Annotated in this window: 17 protein-coding genes; 16 read left to right on the plus strand and 1 reads right to left on the minus strand. The window is 32.9% G+C overall.

From position 1 onward, the window contains the following. Positions 1-17: 17 nt before the first annotated feature. From BUB42_RS08165 to BUB42_RS08225, 13 genes are all read left to right on the plus strand, one after another. The gene (locus BUB42_RS08165; RefSeq protein ID WP_073019032.1) at positions 18-1,181 is read left to right on the plus strand and encodes a glycosyltransferase; all 1,164 of its coding nucleotides are present in this window, start codon (positions 18-20) and stop codon (positions 1,179-1,181) included. 2 nt (positions 1,182-1,183) lie between these two features. After that, positions 1,184-1,975 (plus strand): glycosyltransferase family 2 protein, encoded by a 792-nt coding sequence (locus BUB42_RS08170; RefSeq protein WP_073019034.1) that lies wholly within the window; start codon positions 1,184-1,186, stop codon positions 1,973-1,975. Positions 1,976-1,978: 3 nt separating this feature from the next. Then, positions 1,979-2,569 carry a DapH/DapD/GlmU-related protein gene (locus BUB42_RS08175; RefSeq protein WP_073019036.1) on the plus strand — a complete coding sequence of 197 codons (591 nt, stop codon included), beginning with the start codon at positions 1,979-1,981 and terminating at the stop codon, positions 2,567-2,569. A gap of 10 nt (positions 2,570-2,579) precedes the next feature. Continuing rightward, the gene (locus BUB42_RS08180; protein ID WP_073019038.1) at positions 2,580-3,395 is read left to right on the plus strand and encodes a 2OG-Fe(II) oxygenase; all 816 of its coding nucleotides are present in this window, start codon (positions 2,580-2,582) and stop codon (positions 3,393-3,395) included. Positions 3,396-3,411: 16 nt separating this feature from the next. Next, the gene (locus tag BUB42_RS08185; protein ID WP_073019040.1) at positions 3,412-4,215 is read left to right on the plus strand and encodes a glycosyltransferase family 2 protein; all 804 of its coding nucleotides are present in this window, start codon (positions 3,412-3,414) and stop codon (positions 4,213-4,215) included. Beyond that, entirely contained in the window at positions 4,216-5,112 is an 897-nt protein-coding gene (locus BUB42_RS08190; RefSeq protein ID WP_073019041.1) for an NAD-dependent epimerase/dehydratase family protein, read from the plus strand. It begins immediately after the preceding gene. Between the two features lie 313 nt (positions 5,113-5,425). Beyond that, positions 5,426-5,977, plus strand: coding sequence for a sugar transferase (locus BUB42_RS08195; RefSeq protein WP_073019043.1), 552 nt, complete (start codon positions 5,426-5,428; stop codon positions 5,975-5,977). Between the two features lie 259 nt (positions 5,978-6,236). Continuing rightward, positions 6,237-7,373: a DegT/DnrJ/EryC1/StrS family aminotransferase gene (locus BUB42_RS08200; RefSeq protein WP_073019045.1), complete on the plus strand. Its 1,137-nt coding sequence runs from the start codon at positions 6,237-6,239 to the stop codon at positions 7,371-7,373. A 231-nt stretch (positions 7,374-7,604) separates the two neighbouring features. Beyond that, entirely contained in the window at positions 7,605-8,186 is a 582-nt protein-coding gene (locus BUB42_RS08205; protein ID WP_073019047.1) for a hypothetical protein, read from the plus strand. Further along, positions 8,179-9,132 carry a nucleotidyl transferase AbiEii/AbiGii toxin family protein gene (locus tag BUB42_RS08210; RefSeq protein WP_073019048.1) on the plus strand — a complete coding sequence of 318 codons (954 nt, stop codon included), beginning with the start codon at positions 8,179-8,181 and terminating at the stop codon, positions 9,130-9,132. The genes BUB42_RS08205 and BUB42_RS08210 overlap by 8 nt, the downstream gene beginning before the upstream one ends. Before the next feature lie 229 nt (positions 9,133-9,361). Beyond that, a complete protein-coding gene (locus BUB42_RS08215) occupies positions 9,362-9,769 on the plus strand; it encodes a sugar transferase (protein WP_262987402.1) in 408 nt (135 codons plus the stop codon). A 259-nt stretch (positions 9,770-10,028) separates the two neighbouring features. Beyond that, positions 10,029-11,171, plus strand: a complete 1,143-nt coding sequence (locus tag BUB42_RS08220) for a DegT/DnrJ/EryC1/StrS family aminotransferase (protein ID WP_073019050.1) — start codon at positions 10,029-10,031, stop codon at positions 11,169-11,171. 284 nt (positions 11,172-11,455) lie between these two features. Next, positions 11,456-11,971 carry a DUF2837 family protein gene (locus BUB42_RS08225; protein WP_170857201.1) on the plus strand — a complete coding sequence of 172 codons (516 nt, stop codon included), beginning with the start codon at positions 11,456-11,458 and terminating at the stop codon, positions 11,969-11,971. 610 nt (positions 11,972-12,581) lie between these two features. Here BUB42_RS08225 and BUB42_RS16230 read toward each other — a convergent pair. Then, positions 12,582-12,773: a hypothetical protein gene (locus tag BUB42_RS16230; protein WP_139257310.1), complete on the minus strand. Its 192-nt coding sequence runs from the start codon at positions 12,771-12,773 to the stop codon at positions 12,582-12,584. Positions 12,774-13,057: 284 nt separating this feature from the next. On the opposite strand from BUB42_RS16230, the gene rfbC reads away from it, so the two are divergent. The 3 genes from rfbC to BUB42_RS08245 all read left to right on the plus strand — a co-directional run bounded on the left by rfbC (position 13,058) and on the right by BUB42_RS08245 (position 15,468). Further along, positions 13,058-13,606: a dTDP-4-dehydrorhamnose 3,5-epimerase gene (gene rfbC, locus BUB42_RS08235; protein ID WP_073019054.1), complete on the plus strand. Its 549-nt coding sequence runs from the start codon at positions 13,058-13,060 to the stop codon at positions 13,604-13,606. Between the two features lie 188 nt (positions 13,607-13,794). Beyond that, positions 13,795-14,991 (plus strand): ATP-binding protein, encoded by a 1,197-nt coding sequence (locus BUB42_RS08240; protein ID WP_073019056.1) that lies wholly within the window; start codon positions 13,795-13,797, stop codon positions 14,989-14,991. A 111-nt stretch (positions 14,992-15,102) separates the two neighbouring features. Beyond that, the gene (locus tag BUB42_RS08245; protein ID WP_073019057.1) at positions 15,103-15,468 is read left to right on the plus strand and encodes a helix-turn-helix domain-containing protein; all 366 of its coding nucleotides are present in this window, start codon (positions 15,103-15,105) and stop codon (positions 15,466-15,468) included. Positions 15,469-15,499 lie beyond the last annotated feature (31 nt).

Below are 15,499 nucleotides of genomic sequence, written 5' to 3' on the forward strand. Positions count from 1 at the left end.
AACAAATAGATTTCAATTTGGAAGAGAAAAAAAAAATTGTTTTTCTTGAAGCAGTTCAAGATTATGGCGGTGCAAGGATTAGTGCTGTAGAGTTAGCCGATCGATTATCAAGAAAACATAATGTTTCAATAATTGACTTTTACGGTTCGTGTAAACCTTTTACAGAGGCCGTGATTAGTAAAGGATTGAAATTACATATTGTTGAGAAAAGAGATACGGCTTACATTATTAATAGGTCTAATAATTTAATAATGAAGATTATTAATTTTTTACTTTTTATCCCTCATTTAATAAGAATAAGAAGTAAAGTACATGTTTTATTAAAAGAGATTAAACCAGATTATATTATTCTTAATAATTCAAAGGTACTTTTATCATTAGCATTTTTTACGGACAAAAAATTTAAAGTTCTGTTTTTTGCAAGGGGATGGTTTATTTTAAGCCAAATAACCAAACTGGATCGAATATTGTATAAAATCCTTGTAGATAAATATGTTTGTGTAGCCAATGCAACTAAACAAGCACTTTTTTGTGGAGGACTTACTTCATTAGAAAATTTGTATGTTGTGCATAATGCGGTTACAGAATTGAATATGTCTAAAGAAATTGCTTCAATTAACAAGAAAGAGAATACTAAAGTTATCTTACATGCGGGAGGTTTTTTAAAAGATAAAGGTCAATTAGTATCGTTAGAAATGGCGAAGATTCTAAAAGAAAGATCTGTTGATTTTAAGCTTATACTGGCTGGCCTTGTCTACGAAGGAGGTGAGTCAGAAGTTTTCTACAACAAAGTTAAACAGATAATCATAGACTATCAGCTAGAAGACGTTGTGGAATTAGTTAAAAACAAGCCTAATGTCATCACTTATTTTAATGCATGTGATATTTTAATTCACCCGTCAGAAACCGAAGGATTGCCAAGAGTCATTATGGAGGCAATGATCCTAAAAAAACCTGTTATTGCTAATGCAGTAGGAGGAGTTTGCGACTACATATTAAATGAATTTACAGGTTTTTTACCACAACATAATTCGTCAGAAGAATATGCATCTTTTGTTCAAAAGCTTATTGCCGATAAGATATTGTACGATTTTGTATCGTTCAATGCATATAATTTGGTAAAAACAAGTTTTACTGAAGAAAATCAGTTGAAAAGTTTAGATAAAGTTTTTAATAGTTAAAGATGAAAATTTCTGTAGTAATACCAATGTATAATTCAAGCAAAACTATCTTGAAAACCTTAAATTCGGTAAAAAATCAAACGGTATTGCCTTTCGAAGTTATTATTGTAAATGATGGCAGTACAGATAATTCGTTAGCTATTATCGAAAATTTCGTTAATGAAAACACTTTCTTAAATATATCAATTATAGATAAAAAAAATGGAGGAGTTTCAACTGCAAGGAATGCGGGTATTAAAGCTTCAAAAGGAAATTGGATTGCCTTGCTTGATAGTGACGACGAGTGGCTGTCAAATAAATTGCAACGTCAAACAGAAATATTAAGTCAAAACCCTCAGATTGATTTTTTAGGAACAAATAGAAATGGTGAGTATTTTAGTAGTATTCTATGGAAAAAATTAGATTTATTAACTAAAATATCTCCCAAGTTATTGCTAGTAAAATTTATATTTGTTGTTCCTACGGTAATATTTAGGAAATCTATAACAGATACTATTGGATTTTTTGATGAAAGTCAAAGATATGCAGAAGAAGGAAATTATTTTATTCGGATTGTTCAAAAATACAATTGTTATCTTTTAAATGAAAGTCTTGTATTAACTGGTGGCGGTAAGGCGCATTTTGGGCATTCAGGTCTTTCAGGTAATATGAAAGAAATGGAGAAAGGTGAATTAAAAAACATAAGGGATTCTCTCGCATTAGAAATAATTAATATTTTTGAATATTTATTATTAGTAGTGTTTTCAATTCTTAAGTACTTTAGAAGAGTAATTGTAGTTAAATTTTTTAGATAGGATATGTTAACAAGATATGGTTTTTTGGGCTCAATAAAGCTTTTAATTTCGCTAGTTTATACTAAAATTTTTTATCCAAAAGCAAGATTAATTCGTCTGCCATTTGATGTAAGAAATAAAAGACACATCAAAATAGGTTCTGGTTTTACGTCAGGAGTTGGCTGTAGAATTGAAGCTTTTCCAATAGATCCAGCTTTCAAGACATGTATAGAAATAGGTGAGAACGTTCAGATAAACGACTATGTACACATTGGCGCCGTTGGATCAATTAAGATAGGAAAAAATGTTTTAATGGCTAGTAAGATTTATATATCTGATCATAATCATGGAAGTTATGATGAAGAAATAAGTGATCATCCTATGAGTCTTCCTTTAGATAGAAAAGCTATTTGCAAACCAGTAGTAATTGGGGATAATGTTTGGATAGGTGAATCGGTATGTATTTTGCCAGGGGTTACAATTGGTGATGGTTGCGTGCTAGGTGCTTTATCTGTAGTAAACAAAAGTATTCCAGCTTACAGTATTGCAGTTGGATCTCCAGCTAAAGTGGTTAAGCAATTTGATTTTGAACAAAATAAATGGATAAAAATTTAACTGATTAGTTATGAATATTACTAGAAAATATTTAGCAGATTTAATACTTGACAAATTAACTGCTGAAAAAGAAGTACTCAAAAGTGAATTTAATCAAAATGGTAGAATTAACTCATGTGTAATTGATGATTTATTTCCTGAAGATGTAGCTCTTGAAATATATAAAGGATATCCTTCTCCTGAAGAGATGACAGCTTATAAATCAATGAGAGAAAATAAAAGAATTGCTGCTCAAATGGATTTGTATAATCCTATATTGGAAGAAGCAGTTTTTGCGTTTCAAGATCTGAGAGTTATAAGAATTGTGGAGGAAATCACAGGACTAAAGGAAATGATTCCTGATGAACATTTATATGCTGGAGGCATAAGTTTAATGGCTCATGGTAATTTTTTAAATCCTCATTTGGATAATTCTCATGATAATGATAGAGAACATTATAGGGTACTAAACTTATTGTATTACTGTACTCCAAACTGGGATATTAATAATGGTGGTAATTTAGAATTATGGGATAAAGGAATGGGTAATTCTCAGCGGATAGTACATTCAAAATTTAATCGTTTAGCTTTAATGATTACTAACAAAACATCAATTCATTCTGTAAGTAAAGTTATTTCAGATGGAAAAAGATGTTGTGTATCAAACTATTATTTTTCAGAAAAACCGGCCGAATCGGATGAGTATTTTCATGTTACCTCCTTTTACGGTCGACCAGACGAGCCTGTTAAAAATATTTTTCTCAGAATTGATGCTTTCTTGCGACAAACGATTCGGCAGGTAACAGGTAAAAGGGTTGTAAAAACAAAACATATTTATAAAAAATAATTTTGAAGAGGTAAATATGAATGTTTCGGCATCAATTGTTTTATATAAAAGTGAATTATCGGAAATTGTTAAATTAGTAAAATGCTTATGCGATATTCATAGTTTGTTTATTATAGATAATTCACCAACAAATGAATTATCAACAATAGTAAGTTTTTCCAACGTTCAATATATTCATAACCCTAGTAATCCAGGTTTTGGGGCAGCACATAATATTGCTATTTTAAAAGCCTTAGAAATGGGATCAAAATATCATTTTATAGTAAATCCTGATATTTATTTTAACGGAGACGTTATTTCTCCAATGGTATCTTATATGGAACTAGATCATGGAATAGGAATGATGATGCCTCAAATCCTTAATTTAGATGGGAGTTTACAAAATTTGCCTAAACTGTTTCCAAGCCCATTTAGTATTTTATTACGTAAAATAAAAAAGCCAATCGGATTTTATAAAAAGTTCATTGAGAAATATGAATTGAGATTTGTAGATGAGGATAAAATTTACAACGCACCAATTTTGTCGGGTTGTTTTACATTATTAAACTTAAAAGCGATACAAGAAATAGGAATGTATGATGATAAATTCTTCATGTATTTTGAAGATTGGGACTTATCTCGAAGAATGCATCGGAAATACAAAACTATTTATTTTCCAAAAGTGTCTATTTATCACGGATACGAATCTGGAGCCAATAAGAGTAGTAAGTTGTTTAAAATATTTGTCAATTCTGCGATTATTTATTTCAATAAATGGGGATGGTTTTTTGATAAAGAACGGAAAAAATTAAATAAAAAGGCATTGTCACAATTTAATTAAATGAAAATATCAATTACTGGTGCCACTGGGTTTGTAGGCCAAAATCTTCAAGATTATTTGAATTCATATCACATGATTAAACCACTAAGTGTTCGTTATGTGCCTAATCAAAAGTTTATCTTGAATGGTGATGCAATAATCCATCTAGCAGGAAAAGCCCATGACTTAAAAAAAGTGAGCTTGCCCCAAGATTATTACGATGCTAATTTTGAGTTGACAAAACAGTTGTTTGACTCGTTTTTACTATCAGAAGCCACAGTTTTTATATTTATGAGTACGGTAAAAGCCGTTGCCGATGAAGTAGCAGGTTTATTGACAGAAGATACTACTCCTAGTCCTAAAACGCATTATGGTATTGCTAAACATCAAGCAGAGCAATATATTTTGTCCAAAGACTTACCAGCTGAAAAAAGAGTTTATATTCTCCGTCCGTGCATGATTCATGGTCTAGGAAACAAAGGAAATTTAAATTTATTATATAATTTAGTTAGCAGAGGATTGCCCTGGCCACTGGGCGATTTTGAAAATAAACGTTCTTTTTTAAGTATTGAAAACCTTTGTTTTGTGATCAAAGAATTATTAGACAATACAACTATTCCTTCGGGCATTTATAATATGGCTGATGATGAAGCGATTTCGACTAACCAGTTGATAGCATTGTTAGGAAAGAGTTTGGAGAAGAAGAATAAAATTTTAAATATTCCAGCGTCTTGGATTAAAAGTATAGCCAAACTTGGTGATACTCTAAACTTACCACTTAATTCTGAAAGGTTACAAAAACTCACGGAGAATTATGTCGTTAGTAACGATAAGATTGTGAAGGCTATTAGCAAACCCTTGCCTATTTCGTCAACAGACGGCTTATTAAAAACTTTTCAATCATTTAAGGAAGAATGATACGGTGGTAGTTTAGTAAATAAAATTTGAACTCCACATTATATTAAATTTTACACTCTCGTTCTGGGAGGCAGGACAACGGTTTTTGATCGTTTCGTGACGATACTAAAAAGTAGAAATTAATAAATAGAAGTATCAACTAACGATTGAATAATAACCAAAAATTTCGTAAAAATTATATTTATTGTCATTTATGGCGAGAGAGTTTATTTTTTTGAAGTCCTTGATTTGTTTTGCTATTTTGGATCGTTCGTTAGTTTTTTTATTTTTTCATGCCTATCTAAAAAAACAAAATTATAATTAAAGAATTAATATGGTAAATAGATTAATCGCAGCAATTGCAATCCTTGTTTTGTTACCTATTTTTATGTTGGTGGCGCTTTTCATTTTTTTTGAAGATGGTTTCCCCATTTTTTTTAAACAAAAAAGAGTAGGAGTCAATTATACTTTTTTCAAAATTTATAAGTTTCGTAGCATGCGCAAAGATACCCCAAATGTGGCAACGCATTTATTGGGAGATCCCGGTAAATATGTGCTTAATGTGGGCGGTATAATACGTAAGCTAAGTCTTGACGAATTGCCTAATCTAATTAATATTGTTAAAGGAGAAATGGTTTTTGTAGGGCCTCGTCCTGCGCTATACAATCAAGATGATTTAATGGCGTTACGTGTAGCAGAAGGCGTTGATCAGCTTAAACCCGGTATTACTGGCTGGGCTCAAATAAATGGACGTGATGAATTGTCTAATAAGGAAAAAGTGCGTTACGAAAAAGAATATTTAGAGCGCAAGTCTCTTTTGTTTGACCTTAAAATTATAGTGATGACTTTTACGCATGTTTTGGCTTCAAAAGGGGTGGCACATTAATCCTGTCCTTACTCTCCGCCGCGGTGGTAAGGGGGAGAGTAAAAGTTTAATAAAATCAGTTTGTTTGGGTTCATTTTCATTATCACAAAATCAGTCGGGTTGATCCCTCGATAAAAAGTCAGGGAATGCTATTGTAGTCAATTAAAAAGTAGTTTCAAGATTTTCTTTTTCACCATCACCATCGATTTTTGATTGTGTTTTTTTTCTTGGCATGACCGCTCGATATATTGTGGTAACAATGTCTTAAAACTTTATAAAAATGAAGCCTTCCAGAATATATCTCTCTTCACCTCACATGGGAGGAACAGAACAGAAGTTTGTTCAGGATATCTTTATTGGGAATTGGATTTCTTCAGAAGGTCCCAATCTTACTGAATTTGAACAAGACCTCGAAAAATATCTAGGTAAGGAATCTCATGTTGGAGCCTTAAGTTCAGGAACCGCAGCTATACATTTGGGACTAGTTATATTAGGCGTGCAGGCGGGAGATGCCGTTATTTGTCAAAGTATGACTTTCTCAGCTTCGGCTAATCCTATTTTGTACCTTGGTGCAACGCCTATTTTTATTGATAGTGAAAACAAAACTTGGAATATTTGTCCAAAAACATTGGAAGAGGCAATTGTTAATCGCATTGCTCGGGGTAAGAAACCAAAGGCTATAATAGCAGTTCATTTATATGGTGTACCTTATCAAATTGAGGCAATAAAGGCAATCTCTATAAAATATGACATTCCTGTTCTTGAAGATAGCGCCGAGGCTTTGGGAAGTTATTATAAAGGTCAAAAGTGCGGTACATTTGGTGATATTGGCGTTTTATCTTTTAATGGAAATAAAATAATTACTACGTCTGGTGGAGGGGCTATTGTTGTTGCATCTAAAGAATTAAAAGATAGAGCTGTTTTTTTTGCAACTCAGTCTCGAGATGACGCTCCACATTATCAGCATAGCGAAATTGGCTATAATTACCGTATGAGTAATATTTGCGCAGGCATCGGTCGGGGCCAAATGGAAGTGTTGGATGCACACGTACAGTTGCGCAGGAATATGCATGATTTTTATGTAGATTTATTTAAGGATATTGATGCAGTAACTGTTTTTACAGCTCCTAATGATGATTATTTTGCTAATTATTGGTTAAGTGCTATTTTAGTGGCGCCTAGTGAAGCAACAGGAATTAATCGAGAAGCATTAAGATTAGCTTTTGACGCCGCAAATATAGAATCGCGTCCTTTGTGGAAACCTATGCACTTACAACCTATTTTTCAGCAGTATCCTTATTATGGAACGAATGTAGCGGAGACTTTGTTTGAGAACGGTTTGTGCTTGCCCTCAGGTTCTAATTTAACCAATAAAGAAAGAGAAAGAATAAAAGCTGTGGTACTTAGATTCTTTTAATTTTTTTTTAATAAAGAGAAATAATACCAATTATATTTATGATTTGCTCGTCGCGAGCGCTTTAGAGACTTGTATAATATATATAGCTTGTACCGATTTTTCGACATAGTATGAAAACAGTACAATACAACTAAACTATATTGAACATAATCGATATTTATTTATCTTGCATGAATTTTACCAGATTATGCATGCATTTGGATTTTAATACGTATCTTTGAATTAAATTTTATGGAAGTATTACGCCAACATATAAAGCCGGGCAAAGTGTATCGCCGTTCCGACCTCGAGTATTACTCTACGGCTATAGACCGGCATTTAGCGCAATTAATCAAAGAGGGTGTTCTGGTAAAACTAAGTCAAGGTTTGTATTATGTACCTAAACAATCCAAATTTGGATTAGTTCCGCCTGATGATCGCTGCTGGGTTGAAAGTTTTTTAAAGGATGATGACTTCTTGATGGTTTCACCTAATTCCTATAACGCATTAGGCTTGGGCCTTACCCAACTCTATAACACGACTTGGGTGTATAATCACAAACGAAAAGGAGAATTCAAGTTGAACGCAAAAACCTTTGAATTCAAAATCAAATCTTCTTTCCCCAATGAAATCTCAAAAGAGTTTTTGCTTGTTGATTTACTTAATAACTTGGAGGAAGTTGGCGAGAATAAGAAGGTATTATTAGAAAAGGTACAGCATAAATTACTTGGTTTTAATGCTCAGGAATTGATGAACGCTGCACAACATTATGGTACAGGTAAAACCAAGCAATTTCTAAAATCTGTATTTCGAAATTCACTACTGCATGACTGATTTTATCCATAAGGATCCGGAATTTAAAGACTTGTTGGCTATTGTGTCCGCCCAAAGAGGAATCGACATCACCTTAATTGAAAAGGACTACTGGATTATGCATTCGCTGTATTCTTTGCAACAACAAGGAATCGATTTTGAATTGAAAGGGGGCACTTCATTGTCTAAAGGGTACGGGCTCATACATCGTTTTTCAGAGGATATTGATATTCATATAAGGACAAATTTTGGATTGGTTATAGAAGGGAAGGAAGCGAAACGCCAGGTTATTGCCGCCCGTAAACAATTCTATGATGTGCTAGCGGGTACTATTACCATTGATGGAATTGTTCGAGTGGAGAGAGACTATGAATTTGATGACACCGATAAATATAGAAGTGGTGGGATTAGATTGCATTATAAAAGTTATACACCTACTATGGACGGGTTAAAAGACGGGATTTTGTTGGAGGCTGGATTCGATACGGTTGCACCGAATACTCCCCTACCTATATCCTCATGGATTTGGGATCACCTCGTATCCATGAATTTACAATCAAAATATATTGACAACACTGCGCCCTCAGTACTTTGTTATCATCCAGGATTTACTTTGGTTGAAAAACTGCAAACGATTATTCGAAAGTATAGAAACAGAAAAAATACTGGCGAATCAAATGACAAAAACTTTATGCGTCAGTATTATGATGTGTATTGTCTGCTTGGTAATCAAGATATTTTAAGATTTATTGGAACTCCAAAGTATAGCGAGCATAAAGCGGCAAGGATAAGAGGAGCTGATAGTACAATTCCAATTGCGGAAAATCAAGCTTTTCTCCTGGATGACAGGCAGATTAGAGATTCATTTGAAATGCGATACAGCGCTACTTCCACGCTATATTATAACGGGCAGCCTGCTTTTGATGAGGTGATTGGTAGAATCCAGTGCTTTCTGACTATCTTATAATTTGTTTTGATATGAAATGAGCATGACCTTGATTTGGTCGCAAACACCGATAAAGATATGCGAATTCTATATTCCAATAAAAAACAAATATTATCTGCATATAAAATTAAGTAACAAGTTTAGTTGTCTGTTACCCTGTTTGCCATCTTGGGCTTGATTATTTCATTTGAAGATGGATTTCCTATTTTTTAGACAGAAAAGGTTAGGTTGAAATTATACTTTTTTCAAAATTTATAAGTTTCGTAGTATGCGCAAAGATACTCCAAATGTGGCAACGCATTTATTGGGAGATCCCGGTAAATATATTCTGAAAGTCGGTGGGATACTACGTAAGCTAAGTCTTGACGAATTGCCTAATCTAATTAATATTATTAAAGGAGAAATGGTTTTTGTAGGGCCTCGTCCTGCGCTGTACAATCAAGATGATTTAATGGCGCTGCGTGTAACAGCAGGTGTAGAGCAACTTAAACCCGGCATTACTGGATGGGCTCAAATAAATGGTCGTGATGAATTGTCTAATGAGGAAAAAGTGCGTTACGAAAAAGAATATTTAGATCGCAAGTCTCTTTTGTTTGACCTTAAAATTATAGTGATGACTTTTACGCATGTTTTGGCTTCAAAAGGGGTGGCGCATTAATCCTGTCCTTACTCTCCGCCGCGGTGGAAAGGGGGCGAGTATAAGTTTAATAAAATCAGTTAGTTTGGGTTCATTTTCATTATCACAAAATCAGTCGGGTTGATCCCTCGATAAAAAGTCAGGGAATGCTATTGTAGTCAATTAAAAATTAGTTTCAAGATTTTCTTTTTCACCATTACCATCGATTTTTGATTGTGTTTTTTTTCTTGGCATGACCGCTCGATATATTGTGGTAACAATGTCTTAAAACTTTATAAAAATGAAGCCTTCCAGAATATATCTCTCTTCACCTTACATGGGAGGAACAGAACAGAAGTTTGTTCAGGATATCTTTATTGGGAATTGGATTTCTTCAGAAGGTGCTGATCTTAATGAATTTGAAAAAGACCTCGAAAAATATCTAGGGAAGGAATCTCATGTTGGAGCCTTAAGTTCAGGAACCGCAGCTATACATTTGGGACTAGTTATATTAGGCGTGCAGGCGGGAGATGCCGTTATTTGTCAAAGTATGACTTTCTCAGCTTCGGCTAATCCTATTTTGTATTTAGGAGCAATACCTGTTTTTGTTGATAGCGAAGAGAAGACTTGGAATATTTGTCCAAAAGCATTAGAGGAAGCAATTGTTGATCGCATTGCTCGGGGTAAGAAACCAAAGGCTATAATAGCAGTTCATTTATATGGTGTACCTTATCAAATTGAGGCAATAAAGGCAATCTCTATTAAATATGACATTCCTGTTCTTGAAGATAGCGCCGAGGCTTTAGGAAGTTATTATAAAGGTCAAAAGTGCGGTACATTTGGTGATATTGGCGTTTTATCTTTTAACGGAAATAAAATAATTACTACGTCTGGTGGAGGGGCTATTGTTGCTGCATCTAAAGAATTAAAAGATAGGGCTGTTTTTTTTGCAACTCAGTCTAGAGATGATGCTCCACATTATCAGCATAGCGAAATTGGCTATAATTACCGCATGAGTAACATTTGCGCAGGCATAGGTCGGGGCCAAATGGAAGTGTTGGATGCACATGTACAATTGCGCAGGGATATGCATGATTTTTATGTAGATTTATTTAAGGATATTGATGCAGTAACTGTTTTTACAGCTCCTGATGAAGATTATTTTGCTAATTATTGGTTAAGTGCTATTTTAGTGGCGCCTAGTGAGGCAACAGGAATTAATCGAGAAGCATTAAGATTAGCTTTTGACGCCGCAAATATAGAATCGCGTCCTTTATGGAAACCTTTGCACTTACAACCTATTTTCGGTAACTATCCGTATTACGGAGCCAAAGTAGCAGAAAATTTATTTGAAGACGGATTGTGTTTGCCTTCAGGATCTAATTTAACGCAGCTGGATCGAGAAAGAATAAAAGAAGTGGTAGTTACCTTTTTTACAAAATAATTAAGGCGCATAAACGCATAATTTTTGATTATTTATTATGACGCTTATCATTTTCAAACTTTTAACAAAAAGACCATCTTGAGAGTATCATGCAATCTTGACTATTTTTTTATTTAATGTTTATAGTAGCTGCAATAGCGTACGCGATTTCTATTTTTATAGACGTTTCGGTGTATCATTTTAAATATTACATCCAGGACAATAAAAATACAAGACACCTACTAGCGCTAATAAATATTTTTCAGTATTTTTCCCGAGGGTTTATCTTGATTTTTATTCCAATAATGGCTTACGCCACGGAATCCGTTAAAGATAAAAATGAAGTATGGTTAATAACAATACTAGCACATGTATTAGTTATTTTGTTTTTGTTACCGCTTTATTCCTATCAGTTTACTTACCCCTTTTCTTTAAACGTAATCAAGATCTTAAATCGATTTTTTGGAAAATCAAAACCTATCCACTTAAAAGAAATAGTCAGGCGAACAACTAACGAGACAACTATTATTTCGAATAACTGGATGCTATTTGTTACCAATTATATTGCTGGTTTTTTATTTTCCATAAGTATTACTTTCCTGTACTACATCAGTTTTTATTTTGATCAAAAAGCATTAATGTTGAGTTCATTAACGCAATTTATTAATATGTTTGGTTCCATGTTGATTATACTTTTCATAGATCCTAGGATTATGGGTGCCATTGATGATGGTGGTGGAAGTAAAGAAATTCATATATTAACATCGAGTCGGATTTTAGTGCATATTACTTTAGTTCTTTTGCTTATTTTTATAAGATGATAGCACTTGTACTAGCGTTAATATTAACTTTTTTATCTTTTTACTTTGCCTGTTTATCAATTTTAGACAGAAACAAGCAAATAGTTGTAATCGCTTTTTTTATCATTGGATCTTTCTTGTTACGAAGTACGTTAAATGTTACTTTGAATAATGATTATTATTACTATTATGAATTTGCAATATTTAGCAAGCCAACTGGTTTTCTTTCTTATGTTTTAAACGAACCGTATCTCTATACTGTATATAGCTTTTTTTCGCTACTTATAAAACCCAAGCAGCATGTTTTTTTAGCCATGTATTGGTTTAATTTTATAGTAAGCACTTTGTTTTTTATCTGGTTATTATTGAGGAATGATATAGAAATATGGAAAAAAATGTTATTGTTCGTTCTTCACTATTTCGTTTTTGGTTTTGTTCTTCTCAGGAATGGGCCAACTTATATGTTATTTGCTCTCTATTTCTATTATACTTTCCGGGGCAAAAGATTCAATTGGATTTGGATAACGCCTTTCATGCACATTAGCTCGTGCATCATTTTGATTACCTATTTTCATAAATGGCGAAACTATTTCAAAATGCTTTTAGTTAGTCCAGTTGTGATAATTGTTTTTTATCTAGTCATTAAAACGTTTTTTTCTTCTGTGACAGCATTTAAATCGATACTATCCAAGGTTGATATATATTCAAAAGGAATGCCTTCAATTGGATACATGCACTTCGTTTTTTTTATTTTTATTTTCTCTTTGGTGGTAATGGGTTTTATAATGTATAAAAGTAAAATGTTACATCCTATCTTAGTCACAACCGTGCTTCTTTATGGCATAAGCTTTTTTGTAAATCCTATAGTTGCGCATCGGTTTTCACCTTATTTATTATTTTCTTTACTGCTATTTCCATTTGAAAAAATTAGAAATGTAAAAATAATGCTTCTTATGAATCGACTAAGTATTTTATTTTTCCCAATATTTTTATATTCACTTTTTCTGGCGCACAAGGCGAGATTACTTGACTATTATTTCTAAACATAGTTGTAAATAATTTTTTACGACATACAATCCCATTTATTCAAAAATTTTTATAAACGAAATGACAATAGAACAAACAACAATACAAGATCTTGTAATCATCAACCCAACCATTTTTAATGATGAGCGTGGTTACTTTTTTGAAGCATACAACCAAGTTAAATTCCATGAAAATGGAATCACTTATAATTTCATTCAAGACAATCAATCTTTTTCTACAAAGGGAGTAATTCGGGGTTTGCATTTACAAATTAACCCTTTTGCGCAAGCTAAATTAGTGAGAGTGTTGCAAGGTGAAATTCTAGATGTGGCAGTTGATTTACGCAAAAATTCTCCAACTTACGGACAGCATTTTTCAGTTGTATTAAGCGGTGAAAATAAAAAGCAATTGATGGTTCCGCCTGGTTTTGCTCATGGGTTTTCGGTATTGAGCGAGACTGCTTCGGTATTGTACAAAGTAGATCAGTTGTATGACAAGGAAAGCGAAAGAGGAATAAAGTATGATGATGCTACTTTAAATATCGATTGGCAAGTCGCTACTAACGAAGTGATTGTTTCAGCGAAAGATTTGATTTTGCCTGGTTTTGAGCAAATAGATTGGGAGTTTTGAAAAGAGTTTATGGTTTAAAGCTTAAAGTTATTGGTTTTTACATTACTTTTTAAGTTTTAGACAGAATATACAATTAGTGTTATTACACAATTGGTTTAATTTTGTATAGTGTACTATGCAAAATTTGTTCTTTTTTGCACGATGTATTAAGCAAAATATGACTATTTTTGTGTAGTTAACTATTCATTATGGAAGATTTATTTAGAAAATACAGCAAGAAATTACAGCGCGTTGAAACTAATTTTGTTAGGAGTTTTATTAATGATGTCAATTGGAATGCTCGTTTAATAGGGATTAAAGGTGCTAGAGGAGTTGGGAAAACTACGCTATTACTGCAGTATATGAAGCTTAATTTCAGTGATAAATTGGAGGAGTCTTTGTATGTAAGTTTAGACACTTTTGGTTTTAAAGATAGGACTTTGATTGGTTTGGCAGATGATTTTGTGAGAAATGGGGGTAAGTACCTATTTTTAGATGAAGTTCATAAGTACAGTAATTGGGCTCAGGAACTAAAAAATATTTATGACGACCATGCTGAGTTGAAAGTGGTGTTTACTGGTTCTTCGTTGCTGGGAATATTGAATGCTCGAGCTGATTTGAGTCGCAGGGCAATTATTTATTATATGCAAGGTCTGTCTTTTAGGGAGTATCTTGAAATGGAAACAGGGCAAAAGTTCGATAAAGTATCGTTGCAAGATATTTTGAAAAATCATTTAAAGATTGCGACATCGATAAATGGTAAAGTAAAGCCATTTCAGTATTTTGAAAATTATTTGAAGTATGGATATTACCCATTTTATCAAGAGGAGCCTGATTTGTACGAGCAACGATTAGAGGAAGTAATTAATATGATGCTTGAAATTGAGTTGCCTTTGCTGCGAGGTGTTGATTTGGGCTTTGTTCCTAAAATCAAACAATTGTTGGCTATAATATCTGAATCGGTTCCTTTTATACTTAATGTAAGTAACTTAAGTGATAAAATTGGTATAAATAGAACTACTTTGATGACTTATCTACATTACTTGGAAGAAGTAGGTTTAACTATTAATTTGCAAAAAGAAGCTAAAGGAGGTGTGAAATTGCAAAAACCAGCTAAGATTTATTTAGAAAACACAAATTTAATGTTTACACTTTCTCCGTCAAAAGCTAATATTGGGAACGTTAGAGAGACCTTTTTTGCAAATCAATTGGGATACAAAAATAAGTTGAGCCATCATGAAAAAACCGATTTTTTTGTTAATGATTTATATTCTTTCGAAATTGGAGGAAAGGATAAGACCAAAAAACAAATTGCGACTATCGAAAATTCCTATATCGCAGCCGATGATATAGAATATGGATTTCAAAACAAAATACCATTATGGATGTTTGGGTTTTTATATTAACTAAATAAATAGGGGATGACATATAATTTTTACATCAAGCAAAGTTTACATTCGATTTATAGGTACCCAGTCAGATTATGACAAAATAGCCTGTTCAAACATTTAGGAACTATGAGAACAATAGAAACAAAAGTAGAATATGAAGTGATAAATAATCGTATCGAGGATTTGTTAAAGATAGTAGATAATGAAACCGCTGTCGGTGATAAAAATTTTATTGAACTTGATTTACTCTGTGATTTAGTTGTTGAATATGAAAAAGCAAAAGAGCCTATAAAGCCACCAACACTTATTGAAGTAATGAAATTACGGATGTACGAACGTCGTCTAAATCAAAAATTATTATCGGAACTTTTAGGTGTAAGTACTTCCAGAGTTAGCGAATATCTAACTGGAAAGAGCGAACCACCTTTAAAAATAGCTAGAGATATTAGTTTGAAATTAGATATAGATCCAGAAATTGTATTGGGGGTTTGAAGACAGAATAAAAGCTATTTAACAGAATAAA

The sequence above is a fragment of the Flavobacterium micromati genome, from assembly GCF_900129585.1.
Lineage (GTDB): Bacteria > Bacteroidota > Bacteroidia > Flavobacteriales > Flavobacteriaceae > Flavobacterium > Flavobacterium micromati.